Source organism: Collinsella sp. TM04-29 (assembly GCF_003466565.1).
GTDB lineage: Bacteria > Actinomycetota > Coriobacteriia > Coriobacteriales > Coriobacteriaceae > Collinsella.
The window spans coordinates 499280-517279 of sequence record NZ_QSPW01000001.1 but is presented as its reverse complement, the minus strand read 5'-3'; the positions used below and the strand labels follow the sequence as shown (position 1 = coordinate 517279).

At 60.4% G+C, this 18000-nt stretch carries 12 protein-coding genes; all 12 read right to left on the bottom strand.

Features of this window, described 5'->3' with window-relative positions:
• Positions 1-145 precede the first annotated feature (145 nt).
• Positions 146-2281: a ribonuclease R family protein gene (locus tag DXD39_RS02365; RefSeq protein ID WP_117802996.1), complete on the bottom strand. Its 2136-nt coding sequence runs from the start codon at positions 2279-2281 to the stop codon at positions 146-148.
• Between the two features lie 123 nt (positions 2282-2404).
• Positions 2405-3325: a permease-like cell division protein FtsX gene (gene ftsX, locus DXD39_RS02360; protein WP_117735980.1), complete on the bottom strand. Its 921-nt coding sequence runs from the start codon at positions 3323-3325 to the stop codon at positions 2405-2407.
• Entirely contained in the window at positions 3312-4532 is a 1221-nt protein-coding gene (gene ftsE / locus DXD39_RS02355; protein WP_117735981.1) for a cell division ATP-binding protein FtsE, read from the bottom strand. Before ftsE ends, ftsX begins: the two co-directional genes overlap by 14 nt.
• 408 nt (positions 4533-4940) lie before the next feature.
• Complete coding sequence (locus DXD39_RS02350) at positions 4941-5924, bottom strand: transketolase family protein (RefSeq protein WP_117802995.1); 984 nt, start codon at positions 5922-5924, stop codon at positions 4941-4943.
• 1 nt (position 5925) lies between these two features.
• Positions 5926-6756: a transketolase gene (locus tag DXD39_RS02345; protein ID WP_117802994.1), complete on the bottom strand. Its 831-nt coding sequence runs from the start codon at positions 6754-6756 to the stop codon at positions 5926-5928.
• Positions 6757-6963: 207 nt separating this feature from the next.
• Positions 6964-7854, bottom strand: coding sequence for a YitT family protein (locus DXD39_RS02340; protein WP_117641060.1), 891 nt, complete (start codon positions 7852-7854; stop codon positions 6964-6966).
• A 166-nt stretch (positions 7855-8020) separates the two neighbouring features.
• Positions 8021-9169 carry a peptide chain release factor 2 gene (gene prfB / locus DXD39_RS02335; RefSeq protein WP_117802993.1) on the bottom strand — a complete coding sequence of 383 codons (1149 nt, stop codon included), beginning with the start codon at positions 9167-9169 and terminating at the stop codon, positions 8021-8023.
• A complete protein-coding gene (gene secA / locus DXD39_RS02330) occupies positions 9169-11976 on the bottom strand; it encodes a preprotein translocase subunit SecA (RefSeq protein ID WP_117802992.1) in 2808 nt (935 codons plus the stop codon). The genes prfB and secA overlap by 1 nt, the downstream gene beginning before the upstream one ends.
• A gap of 308 nt (positions 11977-12284) precedes the next feature.
• A complete protein-coding gene (rpmE, locus tag DXD39_RS02325) occupies positions 12285-12710 on the bottom strand; it encodes a 50S ribosomal protein L31 (RefSeq protein WP_006235303.1) in 426 nt (141 codons plus the stop codon).
• A 186-nt stretch (positions 12711-12896) separates the two neighbouring features.
• Positions 12897-14579, bottom strand: a complete 1683-nt coding sequence (locus DXD39_RS02320) for an ATP-binding cassette domain-containing protein (RefSeq protein WP_158565403.1) — start codon at positions 14577-14579, stop codon at positions 12897-12899.
• 279 nt (positions 14580-14858) lie between these two features.
• On the bottom strand, positions 14859-15599 hold the full coding sequence (locus DXD39_RS02315) for an ATP-binding cassette domain-containing protein (protein WP_158565401.1): 741 nt from the start codon (positions 15597-15599) through the stop codon (positions 14859-14861).
• Positions 15600-15604: 5 nt separating this feature from the next.
• Entirely contained in the window at positions 15605-17827 is a 2223-nt protein-coding gene (locus tag DXD39_RS02310; RefSeq protein WP_147347865.1) for a hypothetical protein, read from the bottom strand.
• Between the last annotated feature and the right edge of the window lie 173 nt (positions 17828-18000).

Genomic DNA, 18000 nt, shown 5'->3' with positions numbered 1-18000 from the left:
AAAAGGGACAGGTTTATTTTGGTAGGTTTTATCTCCCCTATAGCAGGCGGAAGGCGCAAGCGCGCGAGCGGCAAGACGATTGATGCGCCACAAAAAAGGCGGCCCCAAAAGACCGCCCCGTTTTCTATGAATCACCAAATTCCGGCTAATGAATAAGCCTAAAATCCAAGTGCCCGCGCGTGGTGTTGACGCGCGAGACCTCGATGATCACGCGTTGCCCCAACTCGTAGCGAGTCCCCGTGTCGGCGCCCGTGAGCGTGAGCGCGTCCTCATCAAACTCGAACCACTCGTTGCCCAGACTCTTGATCGAAACCAAACCCTCAACCTGTGTCAGATCAAGGCGCACAAAGAGGCCCATGCTGCTGACCCACGAGATCGTTCCGGCGTAGCGCTCGCCCAGGCGGTCCTCGTAGTACTGGGCGATCTTGATCTTTTGCGTCGCATGGCTGGCGGCGTCGGCCGCACGCTCGGCATCGCTGCACGCGCGACAGATTTGCGGCAAGATGCGCGGCAGGGACTCGCGACCCTTACCGATCAGCCGCGGCGTACGCACCAAGGCGTCCTTGCCGCCCAGCTGCTCGTAGGCCAGCTGCAGCTTGAGTACGCGATGCACCACCAGGTCGGGATAGCGGCGAATGGGACTCGTAAAGTGGCAATAGCACGGCGCGGCAAGTGCAAAGTGACCCTCGTTGCGCGGCTTGTACAGTGCGCGCTGCATACTGCGCAGTAGCAACGTGTTGACGAGCGGCGCGTTGGCCGTACCGGCTGCGGCATCAACCGCCGCCTGCAGCTCGTCGGGGCTTCCCAGAGCAATGCCTGCCGAGCGACGGTCATCGATGATACCCAGCTGTGCCAGCGCCACGGCGGCACCGTGCAGACTGTCGGGGCTGGGATCGTCGTGTACGCGATAGCAGGCCTCGATATCGCGGTCGGCCAGCCACTCCGCCACGCACTCGTTGGCCAGCAGCATGGCTTCCTCAATCAGCGACGTGGCGCACGAGCGCTCACGGGCCACGATCTGCACGGGCACACCGTCCTCATCCAACAGCGCACGGATCTCGGCCGTATCAAAGTCGACCGAACCGCGTGCGCGACGAATACGACGGCGAAGCTCGGCGAGCTCGTTGGCAGCTACGAGGAAATCCCCCAAGTCGACGTTATAGCCGCGAGCGGTTTCCTCGCACGCAAGCCCGCGCTCGAGCGCTTCCTCGCGCGAGGCTTCAACCGCGGCAACATCCTCGGCGGCACCCTCCAGCACCGAATACTCCACCGCACCGGCACGTACCAGCAGCGCCTCGGCGCCGTCGTAGTCCATGCGCACGCGCGAGCGGATCACACTGGGATAGGGATCGTAATGGCGCACGCGACCCTGCGCGTCGAGCTCAATGTCGACGGTAAACGCCAAGCGGTCCTCGTCGGGACGCAGCGAGCACAAATCGTTCGACAGGCGCTCGGGCAACATGGGCAACACGCGATCGGCAAGATACACCGACGTCGTGCGATGGCGGGCTTCCAGGTCGATATGTCCGTCCCAGGCAACATAGTGCGAAACGTCGGCAATATGGACACCCAGCTTGTAGCCGCCCTCGGGCGTGCGCTCCAGCGAGATGGCGTCGTCAAAGTCGCGCGCGTCGACCGGGTCAATCGTAATGACAAAGCGGTCGCGCAGGTCTCGGCGGAGCGGGTCCTTAAGCGCCGAGGCCACATCGAGCGAAAGTGCCTCGGCCTCGGCTAGCGCGGCCTCGGGATAAGTATCGGTATAGCCATAGCGCGCCATCACATACTGAACGCCCAAATCGGGCGCATCGTCGCCGCCAATACGGCGCTCAATCGTCACGGTGCCCGATTCCAGACGCGTCGGATATGTCAGAATGCGCGCGACGACCGCATCGCCCGGATGAACACCCAAGCGCTCCGCCGAGGTGTCCTCCGGCAGAATAAAGAAATCGGCCTTAAGGCGAGAATCAAGCGGCTCGATCACCCCGAGCGGGCCGGCGGTCTGGTACGTGCCCACCACACTAATGGCCGCACGCTCAACGACGCCCTCAATTACGGCGCGCCGCTCGCCATGCGGGCTGTTCTTAATGCTTACGGCAACGGTATCGCCGTCCATAATCTCGCGCTTGCCGCGGCCCATGACCTTGTAGTCGCCGTTTTCGGTTACAACATAGGCGCTATGCTCATGGAGCTGCACGCGTCCGGTCAGACTCGGGCGACGCTCGCTGCGCACCGGCCCGCGCTTATTGCGAGCTCCACGCTTATGCTTGTTATTGCGCCCCATGGCGCCTCCTTACTATCGATGGCCGCTTACACCCCAAGAGTCTACCCAAATGATCCCTAGGGGACAAAAAACGGGCCGCCCCTGGAAAGGAACGACCCGTTGCAGACGGCATATCCGCAGCGCCTACACGCGCAGATAGCGGCGCATGGCGATGGCGGAACCAAAGAGACCGATAATGACGCCGACCAAAATCAGCGCGGCGTAGGTCACCAGGTAGTACTGCATCGGCAGCGCAAACGACATCCAGCCGATGCTCTCCTGCAGACGCGGAACCATCAGGTTACGCAGCAGCTCCAGCACACCGATGGAAAGCAGCGAGCCCAAGATGGCCTGCAGCACGCCCTCGGTAATGAACGGCCCGCGAATGAAGCCGTTGCTTGCGCCCACCAGACGCATGATCGCAATCTCACGACGACGCGCCGTAATGGACAGGCGAATCGTGTTGTTGATAAAGATGAACGCGATAAAGGTCAGCAGGCCGACGAGCACCACAGCGGCGATACGGATGTAGTTCGTCACCTGGAACAGACGGCTCACTTCCTCCTGGCCGTACAGAACGCTCGCGTTAACGTCGCCGTCGTCCGCGATCTTCTGAAAATCGGCGTTCTTCTTGAGCTTCTGGGCCGTGCTCTCGACCATGGACGGATCGTCCATCTCGATGGCATACGAAGCCGGCAGCGGGTTCTGACCGTCGAGCGCGCTCATGGTAGCGTCGGCGTTACCCGACATCTTGCTCGTGTACTCGGCCAGCGCGTCGTCCTTGTCCTTGTACGTCACGGACTTGACGTTGCTCCACGTCTTGAGCTCGGCCTCAAAGGCCTGAACATCTGCCTGATCGGCGTCATCGCTAATAAAGGCGTTGATGACGACCTGATCCTCGACGGTGCCGATCACGGAGTTCAGCATCGCGGAACCCATAATGAACAGGCCGATGATAAACAGCGAAAGGAAAATCGTGATGACGGCGCCGAGCGAGGTGGTCCAGTTACGGAAGAAGTGGCTGATTGCCTCTTTGAGCGAGTAGCCCACGTTAGTTGGTGCCATAGTTGCCGTAACCTCCCCTCTCCTGGTCGCGGATTACGTGGCCGCCCTCGAGGGCGATCACGCGACGGTGCATGCTATCGACCATCTCGCGGTCGTGCGTAGCGACGATCACGGTGGTACCGGTGCGGTTAATGCGCTCGAGCAGCTTCATGATGCCCAGCGAAATCGCCGGGTCGAGGTTGCCCGTGGGCTCGTCGCAGATAAGCAGCGGCGGGCGGTTGACCATAGCGCGGGCAACAGCCACGCGCTGCTGCTCGCCACCGGAAAGCTGATCGGGCAGCGAGTCCATCTGATCGGCCAGACCGACCAGACGCAGCACCTCGGGCACCTGGCTGCGAATGACGCCCTTGGGCTTGCCGATGCACTGCAGGGCAAACGCCACGTTTTCGTAGGCGGTCTTTTGCGGCAGGAGCTTAAAGTCCTGGAACACGGCGCCAATCTGACGACGCAGGAACGGAACCTTGCGGTTCTTGATCTTCATGAGATCCTGGCCGGCGACCAAAATGCGACCGCTTGTGGGCTTGACGTCGCGGTTGAGCGTCGACAGCAGCGTGGTCTTACCCGAGCCGGAGTGACCGACCAAAAAGACGAACTCGCCCGGATAGATTTCGATGTTGATGTCGTCGAGTGCGGGCTTGTTGGGCTGCGCCGGATAGATCTTGGTGACGTGCTCCATAAGGATGACGGGCTCGACACCGGCCTGCTTGGCCATCTTTTTGCGGCTGGCCTGCGGGTCGACGGGCGCAAACACCGACGTGAAGTCGGGGTTGTTGAGCGCGTTGTCGAGGCTTGCGACCTCGGCCGCCTGATCGCGCTCGACCACGGGAGCCGCAGGCTGCGTGGGGTCGGGAATGCCGGCAAAAAGACCGGACTGCGCGGGCTGCGGCGCGGGAGCCGCAGGGGCCATAGGATCGGGGATGCCGGCCATGGTAGGCTGCGGCGTGGCGGCGCTCATCTGAGGCTGAGCCACGCGGGCGGTCACCGTCTGAACGGGCTCAAAGCCAGCCGTGCCGGAAAGCGCAACATCGTTGTTGGGGTTGTAGGCAAAGGGATCTGCCGCCGGCTGTGCCTGATCTGCCGGCTGTGCGGGGATCGGGCTAAACAGCTGATCCTCTGAATCCGGAGTGGCGAAACGACTGCCCGCGACGCTCGGCTGCGTCTTGGGGGCTTCATCGCCCGCACCGGAGGTACGGAAGTGGTTACCCACTGGTGCTCCTTATCGTCGTGCGTTTAAACTACATGAGCGCTTTGTATTTTAGCAGGATTGCCTTTGCTGCACATAAGAAGCATGGCGGGCTTTGGGATCTGTCCGGCCGCGCACAGGGTTACCTCCCAAATCGTCCTCGGACATGTCGGAGCCCCCGCTGCGCGCTTCGCGCTGCGGTGGCTCCTCCGTCCTGCGGAAAGATTTGGGAGGTAACCCTGTGCACGGCCTGTGGCTACTATGGGGTCGCCGCGTGATCTTGGGGTGCTGCACATACAAAGTTGGGAGGGCTGAATTGCACGTTGCCGTACTGGGCCCTTTTCCCGAAGAAGGCCTTGCTTGATGCGGCACTGATTTTGCTGAAATATAAAAACAGGGGCGTCCTCTTTTTGAGGGCGTCCCTGTCTACGTCTATTTGCTATTGGCTTGTGGCCGATTTGAGCGGTGGTTGCTCTCTGCCAAGAACTCCTTGGTGGTCGCCACGATGTCGGCGGCGTCCAGGCCGTACTTGTGCAGGAGCTCGGCACCCGGGCCGGACTCGCCGAAGGTGTCGTTGACGCCAATCTTCTTGAGCGGCGTCGGGCACTGCTCGCACAGGACGTCGGCGACGGCACTGCCCAGACCACCGATCACGGAGTGCTCCTCGACGGTCACGACGTGGCCGGTCTTGGTAGCGCTCTTGACGACCAGGTCGGCGTCGATGGGCTTGATGGTGTGCATGTTGATGACCTCGGCGTCGATGCCCTCGGCAGCGAGCTGCTCGGCGGCCTCGAGGGCCTCGCCGACCATCAGACCGCAAGCGATGATGGTCACATCGGCGCCCTCGCGCATGACAATGCCCTTACCCAACTCGAACTTGTAGGTCTCGGGGTCGTTGATAATCGGCGAGGCCAAACGGGCGAAGCGCATGTACACCGGGCCGTCGCACTCGTAGGCGGCGCGCGTCACGGCGCGGGCCTCGACGTCGTCGGCGGGAACGATCACGGTCATGCCGGGGATGACGCGCATGAGGGCGATATCCTCGCAGCACTGATGCGTGGCGCCGTCCTCGCCGACCGAAATACCGGCGTGCGTGGCACCGATCTTAACGTTGAGGTGCGGGTAGCCGATGGAGTTACGAACCTGCTCAAAGGCGCGACCGGCAGCGAACATGGCAAAGGTACTCGCGAAGGCAACACGACCGGTGGTCGCGATACCGGCGGCGACGCCCATCAGGTTGCTCTCGGCAATGCCCACATCGAAGAAGCGGTCGGGGCAGGCCGCCTTGAACTTACCGGTCTGCGTGGCGGCGGCCAGGTCGGCGTCGAGGACCACAAAGTCATCGTGCTCGTTGGCGAGCTCGACGAGGGCCTCGCCGTAGCTTACGCGCGTGGCGATTTTCTTGACGTCTGCCATCCTAGAGCTCCTCTCCGGCGGCCGTGAGCTCTGCCATGGCCTGCTCAAACTGTTCATCGTTGGGGGCCTTGCCGTGCCAACCAACCTGGTTCTCCATAAAGGACACGCCCTTGCCCTTCAGGGTCTCGGCGATAATGGCGGTCGGCTGGCCCTTGGTAGCGCGAGCCTCGGCAAAGGCGGCGCGGATCTGATCGAAATCGTTGCCGTCGGCAAGCTCCACCACGTGGAACTTAAAGGCGCGGAACTTGTCGGCGAGCGGCATGGGGTCGTTGACCTCCTCGACGGGACCGTCGATCTGCAGGCCGTTGTGGTCGACGATCACACAGAGGTTGTCGAGCTGCTGGTTGCCGGCAAACATGGCGGCCTCCCAGACCTGGCCCTCCTCGCTCTCGCCATCGCCCAGCAGGGCGTACGTGCGATAAGTATCGCTCCAGTGCTTGGCGGCGAGCGCCATCCCGACGGCGGCGGAGATGCCCTGGCCGAGCGAGCCGGTGGACATGTCGACGCCCGGAGTGTCGTTCATGTTGGGATGGCCCTGCAGGTGGCTGCCGATGTGGCGCAGCGTCTCAAGATCCTCCTTGGGGAAGAACCCACGCTCGGCGAGCACGGCGTACAGACCAGGCGCGCAGTGACCCTTGGAAAGCACGAAGCGATCGCGGTCGGCCTTGCGGGGATCGGCCGGGTCGACGTTCATTTCCTCAAAGTACAGATAGGTCATGATGTCGGCAGCGCCGAGCGAACCGCCCGGATGGCCGGACTTGGCAGCGTGCACGCCGGTGACGATGCCCTTCCTTACCTCGTTGGCAACCTTTTTGAGCTCTTCGTCGCTCATTGTGCCTTCCTTTCATCCTCTTTAGACAAGATGCGCACGGCACCGAAGGTAATCCCAACCCAGCCGCGATGCACGTACGTCCTTCATTATGCTGGAAACTGATGGCTTTACCAGACTTTTTATCATTATTTGAGCAATTGAGCAGGCAGAACCGCTGATGAAACGGTTTATCAATGTGAACGTCTTTTGGATGGGACGCGGTCGGCCCTACGCGCTAATGTCCTTGAATCCCTCGCCGAAAGCTTCCGTAACGTCGGCGACCGTCACAATGGCGTGAGGATCGCGCTCGCGCACGATCGTCTTGAGGGTATTGAGCTCTCGACGGCTCACGATGACCATGATCACCGGCTTCTCGGCACCCGAATACATGCCAGTCGCCTTAAACTTGGTACAACCACGACCCAGGCCATACATGATATCGGCAGCGATATCAGGGAACTTGTCCGAGATGATGAGTACCATACGGCGTTTGTTGCCACCATCGACCACGGCATCGATCACGTAGCCGCTAATGACCATCGAAAGGCCTGCATATAGTGCATTTTCGACTGAAAAGACCGGAGCCGACAGCGCGCATACGGCAACATCGATCGCCATGACGGTCGAGCCCACGGGCAGCGAGGTATTACGCGAGATGATTTGGCCAATCGTGTCCGAGCCGCCGGTGTTGGCGCCGGCGCGCAGCACCATGCCGTAACCGATGCCTGTAATAATGCCGCCCCACATGGCAGGGAGCATCAGGTCCGCATCCGCCAGAGGTGCTACAAACGGGGCGAACAGATCGGTAAAGAAGCCCAGCAGCACAAAGCCCGTCGCGGTCTGCACCACGTAGAACATGCCGCCCTCGCGCATAACGACCAGCAACAGCAAGGCGTTCATCACGATCGTCTGAATACCAACGGGAAGCGATATGCCGCGCGATGCGCCGACCGCCTGGATAATGGTGGCAAGGCCCGTAACACCGCCGGCAGCAAGGCCGTTGGGAATCAAAAACAGGTCGGTCGCAATAGCGGCCAGAGCGCACCCCAACATAATCTGGGGCAGGTCGTGAAAGAAGTTCATCGATAGAATGCGCTTGATGTCCAGACGATATGCCATGCTACCTCCCTCAAAAAAGCGCACCCAAACGGATGCGCTTCGAACTTCTTGCTGTATTCGATTCTACCGATTCGCCGAACAAAAACCACCCCTGCGCAGGGTTTGCTTTGGATACAAAACCACCCTGCTCGGAGGGTTTTATCCATTTCCACATAAACCGGGCGGTTTATGCAGATGGGATCTCCGCGTCAGCGTTGCCAGTGGCCCAGCGATGGTAGCCAATAACAAACGGGTCCAGGTCGCCATCGTCAAGAACTGCCTCGACGTTGCTGGTCTCCACGCCCGTACGCAGGTCCTTAACCATCTGGTACGGGTAGAGCACGTAGCTGCGGATCTGGTTGCCAAAACCAATCGTGGTCTTGGGTCCGCGAATCTCGTCCAGGGCCTCGGAACGCTTCTCGAGCTCAATCTCGTACAGGCGAGCCTTGAGGATCTGCATGCACGCGGCCTTGTTCTGGATCTGGCTGCGCTCGTTTTGGCAGGTAACCACAATGCCGCTGGGGAAATGCGTCACGCGCACGGCGGAGTCGGTGGTGTTTACGCCCTGGCCACCCGGGCCACTTGCGTGGTACACGTCGACGCGGATGTCGTCGGGGTTGATCTCGATATCGATATCGTCGGGCAGCACCGGAATGACCTCGACGCCGGCAAACGTGGTCTGGCGGCGCTTCTTGTCGTCGGTGGGGCTAATGCGCACCAGGCGGTGGACACCGGCCTCGGCGCGAAGCATGCCAAAAGCATCCTTGCCTTCGACGGTAAAGGTCGCGCGATCAATGCCAATGACCTCGGCCGCGGGGCAATCGTTGATGGTGACCTTCCAACCGCGGCGCTGGCAGTACTTCATGTACATCTTAAAGAGCATGAAGGTCCAATCCTGGGCCTCCAAACCACCCTGCCCGGGCTTGATGGTCACAATCGCGTCGCCATGGTCGAACTCCCCGGTAAACCAGCTCGCAAGCTCAAGCTCGTCGATGGCGCGGGCCAGGCGTTCTGCCGTAGCGGCAGCCTCCTCGCGCAATGCGACGGCGTCGGGGTCATCCCCCATCTCCTCGGCAAGCTCCAGCGCAGCGCGGGCATCGGAAAGCTCGCCGCGCGCGGTGTCCACGGCAGCGATATCTTCCTTGGTGCGCGCGATCTCCTCCATCGTGGCGCGAGCGGCATCGGCGTCGTCCCAAAAGCCGGGGGCCACGCTTTTGGCCTCGAGCTCGGTCACGCGCGTGCGCTTTTCGTCCAAGTGGAGATACGACTCGACCTCGCCGAGCCGGTCCGCAAACGCGTCCAGCTCGGCGGGCGTTACCTCTAAAGCCTCAGCCATTAACGATTCCTGCCGTGGCAGTACTTAAACTTCTTGCCGCTACCGCAGGGGCACGGGTCGTTGCGGCCCACGTTGACGTACGGATCGTCGCTCTCGGACTTGCGGTAGGTCGTCACCTTGCCACCGTTGTTGACGGCAGCCGGTCCGCCTTGGACAGCCGTGCGGGCCTGCACCTGCGCCTGCTTGCGCAGCACCGAGTCGCCGTTGTCACCATCGACCTCGGCAGGACCGGAGAAGTGCGCACCCTCGAGCGCGGGCTCCTCCTTGTGCTCCACGACACGCGGGGCAGCCTTGATCTCGATGCGCAGAACCGTGCGCAGGTAATCCTCGTACATGGTGTCGACGAGTATCTGGAACGCGCCGTAGGCCTCGGTCTTGTACTCGACCAGCGGGTCGCGCTGGCCAAAGCCGCGCAGGCCGATGCCGGTCTTGAGGTAGTCCATCTCCTGCAGGTAGTTCATCCAGCGGGTATCGATGACGCGCAGCATGACCTGGGTGTTGAGCTCGCGCATCAGGTCCTCGCCCAAGCGCTCGGCTTTCATGTTGTAGCACTTCTCTACGTAAGCCAGGACATCGGCAGCTAGGGCCTCATAATCCTCGTCGGGGAACTTCGGCGTATCGATGTGGCCGGTGAGCTCCACAACCCACTTGCGCAGGCCCTCCAGGTCGCGCTCGCCATCGTGACTGTCCTTGGTGCAGAACTCCTGCACGCAGCGGTACACGGTATCGTGCATGACCTCGGTGATGTGGTCGGTCAGATCCTTGCCGTCCAGAATCTTATTGCGCTCGGCGTAGATGACCTGGCGCTGCTTGTTCATGACGTCGTCGTACTCAAGAACGCTCTTACGCATGGAGAAGTTGATGCTCTCGACCTTGTGCTGGGCGCTCTCGACAGCCTTGGAGATGATCTTGTGCTGGATGGGCATATCGTCGCCCATGTCAGCCGTGACCATCATCTTGGAGACGCGGTCCATCTTGTCGCCGCCAAACAGACGCATCAGATCGTCCTCGAGCGACAGGTAGAACTGGGTCTCGCCCGGATCGCCCTGACGGCCGGAACGGCCGCGCAGCTGGTTGTCGATACGGCGGGACTCATGGCGCTCGGTGCCGATAACGGTCAGGCCGCCGGCGGCAAGAACGCGCTCGCGCTCGGCCTTGCAAGTCTCCTTGGCCTCGGCGTTAAACTGCTCAAGCTGCTCGGGCGTTACGTCCTCCATGGTCAGGCCCTCGTACTCCAGGCGCTCGCGCACCAGCTCGTCGGGGTTACCGCCCAGCAAGATGTCGGTACCGCGGCCGGCCATGTTGGTAGCGATGGTCACGGCGCCATAGCGACCAGCCTGGGCAACGATATGGGCCTCGCGCTCGTGGTGCTTGGCGTTGAGGACCTCGTGCGCGATACCGCGCTTCGTGAGGGCGGCGGACAGCTTCTCGGAGCTCTCGATGGAGACGGTACCCACCAGGACCGGCTGGCCCTTAGCGTGACGACGCTCAACGTCGTCGGCAACGGCGTTGTACTTAGCCTGAATGGTGCGGTAGACCAGGTCCTCGTGGTCCACGCGCTGCACGGGCTTGTTGGAGGGGATTACCTCGACGGGCAGCTTGTAGATCTCGCGGAACTCGGCGTCCTCGGTGAGTGCCGTACCGGTCATACCGGAGAGCTTGTCATACAGGCGGAAGTAGTTCTGCAGGGTGATGGTCGCCAGCGTCTGGTTCTCCTCGCGCACGAGCACGCCCTCTTTGGCCTCGATGGCCTGGTGCAGGCCCTCGGAGTAACGGCGGCCTTCCATAATGCGGCCGGTGAACTCGTCGACGATCTTGACCTCGCCGTTGGTGACCACATACTGCTTGTCGCGGTGGAACATGTACTGGGCCTTCAGCGCCTGCTGCAGGTGGTTGACCAGCTGGCCGGAGAGATCGGCATAGATGTCATCGATACCCAGGCGGCGCTCGATCTTCTTAAGACCGCGCTCGGTGGCAGCGATGGTGTGCTTGGCCTCGTCCATGACGTAGTCGCCCGTGGGTTCAACGTCCTCGGTGGCGGTAAGCATGTCGTGCGACACGTCCTCGCCGCGCTCAAGGCCACGCACGGCACGCGCGAAGTCCTTGTAGGTACTGGCGGACTTGGTGCCAGCGCCCGAGATGATCAGCGGGGTGCGAGCCTCATCGATCAGGATGGAGTCAACCTCGTCGACGATGGCGTAGTTGTGGCCGCGCTGCACGCGCTGCTCGGGACGGGTAACCATGTTGTCGCGCAGGTAATCAAAGCCGAACTCGGAGTTGGTGCCGTAGGTGACGTCGGCCTGGTAGGCCGGGCGCTTGAGCTCGAGCGGCATGTTGTTCTGGAGCAGACCGACGGTCATGCCCAGGTACTTATAGATGCGGCCCATCCACTCGGAGTCGCGCTTGGCAAGGTAATCATTGACAGTAACGACGTGCACGCCCTTGCCGGCAATAGCGTTGAGATAGCCAGCCAACGTGGAGACGAGGGTCTTACCTTCGCCGGTCTTCATCTCGGCGATGTGGCCCTCGTGCAGTGCCATGGCGCCAATGAGCTGCACGTCAAAGTGGCGCATACCCATGGTGCGCTTGGAAGCCTCACGCACGGTGGCAAAGGCCTCGGGGAGCATGTCGTCAAGCGACTCGCCGTTGGCGTAACGCTCGCGGAACTTATCGGTCTGGCCGCGGAGTTCCTCCTCGGTCATCTTCTCAAACTGGGGCTCAAGACCGTTGATCTGGTCGACGATCTTGTAGTAGCGCTTAAGGTCCTTATCTGATCCAAAGGACAGCAGCTTTGACATGAATCCCATGTGGTTTTCCTTTTTGGCCATCGCCCACGCCGTGCAGCTGCGGGCGAGTTAAACACAGATGATTGTACTTTAGCCAAACAAGGCGCGGCCTATACGGTCGACCTCGACCGCCACGTAATAACTATGACCAACCTGCCACAATGGGACAGGTTTATTTTGGCAAGTTTTATCTGAGCAAACGCCGTCTCTCTGCCATTTGGTGCCACGGGGACAGGTCAGCTTGCACCAATAAAAAGAAAAGGGCCGCGCACCCAAATGGATGCACGGCCCTCATGCCATGAATGCGAGCGATTCTCTCGGCGAGCTATTTACTCAGCAGCCTCGGTGGTCTCGGCCTCGGCAGCGGCCTCCTCGACGGGAGCCTCTGCAGGAGCCTCGGCGGCCTGCTTGGCAGCCTCCTCGGCAAACTTAGCGGCACGCTTAGCCTTCTCGGCAGCCTTAGCCTCAGCGGCGGCCTTGCGAGCAGCCTCGGCCTCAGCAGCCTTGGCGGCCTTGGCAGCCTTGGCCTCCTCAGCCTTCTTGAGCTGGGCGGCAGCGGCGCCACCGAACTTGTCGGCGAAGCGCTGGACGCGTCCACCGGTGTCGACGAACTTCTGCTGGCCGGTGTAGAACGGGTGGCACTCGTTGCAAAGCTCGACCTTCATCTCGGACACGGTAGCGTGCGTCTTGAAGGTGTTGCCGCAGGAGCACGTCACCGTGCACTCGACATACTGGGGATGGATACCCTGCTTCATGGTAGGACTCCTTATTGGTCAGGCGCTGGTTACCGATCAGCGCATAAGGCGTCTTGGTTTCCGACCAAGACAACAAACTCGGCTATGGTACCACGGCGCCGCGTGTCCCACAAAAGGTTCACGGTCTTTTAAGCACAACATGAGCTGGCCCTTGAATATCAACTTCATCCGAACACTCCCCCACATTCATCTCTCGTATGTATCGAGGTATTCCTGCTTGAGCGTCTGCGAGGACGACTTGATCTTTTCCACGAGCGTGCCGGCCTCGATGAAGTAGAACGAGTCGGTAAGGTCTGCCAGGTCGTCGAGCAGATGGCTTGAAATGAGCACGCTTCGTCCCCGCGCCACCTCGCTGCGCATCGCGTCGCAGGAGGTTTTCCGCTTTCCCGGATCGAGGCCGTTCAGCGGTTCATCGAGGATAAGGTACGGGCAATCGGTCGATATCGCCATGGCAAGCTTTACCTGCTGCTTCATTCCTGTCGAGAGTTTACGGGTCGGCTTGTCGAGATATGGGGAGATTCCGAGGGAGCTGCAGAGCGAGTCGATGTCGGCGGCCGATTTCCACGCCTCCCTAACGAAAGCAAGGTGCTCGAGGGCTGATAGCGTGGGATAGAGATCCGTGCCGCCCGAAGAGCTCAGGTAGACGAGTTCTGCAAATTCGGCTGATTGACGTTGGCTGATTCCGTCTGCCGCCAGGCTTCCCGAGCGGATGCGGGTGGGAAATTGGCCCGACAGCGCTTCAAGAAGGGTGGTTTTCCCCGAGCCGTTGGGAGCAACGAGGCCCGCCGCCGTTCCCGGGCTCAGGAAAAGCGACCCGATTGAAAGTATCGTCGTGCTTCCGTATCCCACGCTCGCGTCCAGAAGCTCGAGCCCATGGCGCTTTTTCGCGGGTCCAGGCTGTTTGGGCGAACGTGTCGCAACGGCGCCGACCGCAAAAAAGACCGCGACGTATGCCAGGGCCACGGCAAGCATCGATGCGCTGCCTGAACCGGAGCCAATGAATTCTGTCGGGAAGCATCCTACGTAACCCGTTGCCTCGATAGGCGAGAATACGGCCAGCGGCAGGAGATTGAGCGCGGCGTTATGCCCCAGTGCCGAATCGGACAGTAACGGGAATGCCGGGGCCGCGACAAGCAGCGCGGAGGTGAGGGGGCCCGCGAGGACGCGCCTCGTTGCGGTCGATAGGACGGCGGAGCAAACGGATATCAAGGTTCCGCCCGCAAGAAGCGCGAGAAGCAGGGTCGTGAAGACGTTTCCCGCGGTCGTGGTGGCAAGCGCGCCGTCATGGAAGAAGGCGATCGGGTACCCAATTTGCCCGAAGCCGTTTAGGGCCAAGGCGTAAATGCCCCCGGGTGCGAGGCCGGCGAGGAGCATCGCGGTCCCCGCGGCGATTATCGAAAACACGATCTGGATAAGGAGCCGGAATTTGGGCACGGGCGCCTTCGCCGCCAGGGTCCCGGGCCTTGTGGCGCCGAGCACGAGTATCGACGAGAGAAGGAAGGGGATGAAGGGAAGGAAAGACGGCGCCGTGGCAACGGCGTAAGGCAGGAAGGAAAGGAATGGCAGGTCGTTTGCGGAGGCCGGGATATCCGTGATGCCGGAGCTGCTCAGGGCACGGCAATATGCGAGCGCTGCGTCATTGGTCTCTCGGTCTCCCACGATGGACCCGGATTGGAAGCCTTCGTCCATGAGCGCGTAGTAGCTCTCGGCAGAATCGAGAAAGGCGGCGTCGGTTTGAGCGGCAAGGGCGGCGTTCGCGTATCTTGCAAGCTCCGCGTCAGCTTGCTGCTCTGGCGATAGGTCTGTGCCGCTGGCCTGGGGTGCGCGCGTATTGAATGCGTCGACAAAGCCCTGCATGCCCTGCTTCATAAAGAAGGGCCCGTAGATGGGTGAATTGAACGCAATGGGGACGGAAAAGGCTGCAGCAAGCACGAGCGTACAAATCCATACGGCCTTGTCTCTTAGGATTAGTTTGAGAAGAAGTCGACAGTACATTTAGAAGCACCTACGTTCCTCAAAGAATTGTTAGATTAATAATGACAGACCGAATGAAGATGCGTGCGATGGGGGCGAGGCGAATGGCTGAGCGGTATCGATACGCGGGTTCAACGGTATCACATTGGCCACATAGATTTTTAACTTGCATTTCTACCCGCCCTTTTCGTAGAGTCGCCGATACGTGCTTAGCGCACCCTCGGCGCGTCCGGCAGGCTTTGCGAAATGGGATCCAGGAGACTTCGGCGCAGCATCATCTTGCGGAATGCTTCTAATGAGCCTCCCATCCTTCAAAAACAGAATCTCATCGCACAGCCTATCGACCGAATCCAAGATGTGGGATGACATGATGATGCACGTACCAGAATCGGCCAGCTTCCTGAGAATCTCGGAATGCAAGTCCACCCTGCTGGGGTCGAGCGCGTTCATGGGCTCATCTAATAGAAGGTACCGCGCGCCCGTCGCATACGCAATCGCCAGGGTAAGCTGCTGCTTCATGCCCTGGCTCAGAGTGCGGATCCTCATCTTCGCGAACTCGCCCATCTGCGTTTGTTCCACTATCTCTTCGATATCGCGAGCATGCGGCCACATATCGCAAACCATCTTGAGGTGATCTTCCGCACGCAATCCGGGATACAGCAGCGTCCCCTCACCAGGTGCATAGAAGATCATAGAACGGACCTCTCTCGCACCCGTACCCTGCACCTCATCCAGAACGATGCTCCCGTCCACGCGAGGACCCGGCAAACCTGCCATCGCACGCAGCAACGTCGTCTTTCCATGCCCGTTCGGAGCGACGAGACCGTAGACCGTACCCGGGGCAAACTCAGCGTTCACCGAATCTACGAGCACCTTCTTTCCATAAGAGATCGTCAGCGTTTGAAGGTCAATCATCGAGATCATCCCCTTTCGATCTTTGGAACACTCAGGCGCACCATCAACGGAGATACGGCGCCCAAGACCACCAGCAGAGCGCCCGATGCGCCGACGACCTCTCCAAAAGGCATCGCGTTCGTCCCTCGCCCAAGGAACCCAATCGTCCCCACCTGGGAAGCGGGATCAAACGAGGCGAATGGAGCCAGCAGCGCGACGCCCATGCCCACGCTTTCAACATGAGCGCTCAACGAACCCAACACCAAGAGAACCGCGCAAACCATTCCGGTGACAACGGGGTTGCGGCTAATCGCTGCTGTCAACGCAGCGACGACGGAAATCACGCCGTATGCCATGACCAGCAACGGAATACTGCACAACACCGCCTCCCCCACCATGGACGTTGTCGAAGCTCCCGCCCGAATGAGAGCGACGGGATACTCCGATCCACCCGCACCGTTCTTAATCACGGACACAACGACAGCGGGAACCATCGACACCAAAAGCAGCACCAAGCCAAGCAGGAGAGCCAGCGCAACAGCCGTCAGAAAACGCACATGCGCTGTTGCGGGGATCTGGAGAACCAGAAGGGAACGACACTGCAGGTGGGCGCACGCGAGCGATGTGACAACCACGGGCAACAGCAAAAATAAGGAGGGAAGCGCTGCCTGGAGATACGAAAGGAGGATTAATGGGGGCATCTTCGTACTTAACTCGTAAACCTTGGGGTCCGGCAAGCTCGCGATCGACTCAAGCAGAAGGGCGCGCGCCTCCGCACGAGAAGGAGTCTCCGGCTCGATTCCGATCGATTGCAGGAGAGTCGCATCTGCCGCGCCCAGCTCACCTCGAGCGCGCTCGTACGTCGCAAGGCTTCGAAACCCCTCCGCAGGCATAGGCGCGTACACGAAACCCGAAAGAGCATCCCGCATGTCTTCCAGGGCCGCTTTGCCCTCGACGTCCATATTCGCAGCGTTCTGCTCTAGATACCGATCTATTGAACGGAGCTCCCCATCCCTATACCGAACAGCGGAAACGTTATCAGCGTCAGGAAACATCTCGACCAGAGCCGGGGCCAGCATCGTCGTCGACATTGCAATCGCGCATACGGCGAGGGTAGGAGAACGCAGGAGCAGTTTCCCCATCGTTCTTACGTATGCAACGGCGGAGGCACAAGCGCTCGAACGAGTTGCCGTTCTCGATGCAGTGAAGGAACCTCTCTCAAGACAAATCGGGGATATCGGGCACGCGCAGCCGCTCTTTCCAGCAACGCAAAGCAGGCTAATTGCCAACACCTCGATCCCGATTGCGCATACGAGGGCAATCGCGCCACGCTCGAAGCAAAGTCCAGGCAGATTCACTATCTGCGTTGTCGGGTACGGGCTATAGGCGCCGACGGTCAACTCAGTGTTCGCATACGTAAGGGGATTCAACAGGGCGAACTCACGTAAAGCGATGGATCTTCCGTAATACCCGGGAACCATCGTCACCCCCATCAGGGCACATACGAACACGATTCCAAGCGTAGGGTTATTGGCAATCTTCACGGCAAGGTGAACGACAAGCGAGATGAACGCTGCCACCAAGAATTGCAAGATGGCCGTCTGCGCGAACACCAGCCAAGCCGGTTTGATAACCGGAGTCGCATATTGAATGTAGCCTATCGGATAGAACGGCGAGCCCGGGCCATTCTTCACAAGCGCGGCGATTATCCCTGGAAGATTGATGGCGAGGACGGCAAGCATTGCAAAAACACTCGCCCATACGCTCGATGCAACAAGTCTACCCAGCTCGCCCATCGGTGCCTGGATGATGAGCTTTTCACGTTTGTTAAGACGCGCGGCAAGGAACGAGACGGCAACGGCCGTTGCGACCCATAGCAAGTACTCCTTCGATCCGTCATAATAGGTGTACTCTCCATCCGATATCTGCAGAAACGGAAGTAGGGGAGAGAGCGGTGCCAAGATAAGACGTCCCGCGGCAAGAGGGTACAGAAGCGCGGGCATGCTTGATGAAGAGGTGTAGACACCGTCCTCCCCCGCATTCACAAGCGCATCCGCATAGGATGCTGACAATTCCTGCTCAACACGGGTTATTCCCGACTCGAGGTATTCGACCCGTCCGTCGATGCCAGCCGCGCTCCTGAAGACGGGCAGAGCACAAAGAACCATCAACGCAACAACGACAACACAGAGCGACCTGGAGGAGAGAAGCGACCTAAAGATCGCCTTCGAGATTTTGAGCATATTCATCGCCAACCTTAACCTCATCCAGTCGGAACAGAGGGGCCGAACAAAATGCTCGGCCCTTCCTCGCATCTAGTAGGTGCTATAGACAAATTGCCATTTATCAGTTGTGCCAAGAACACCACAGGAGCACATTGCAGCGAGGCGGGATCCCTATGATGCGCGGATCGGCGATAGCC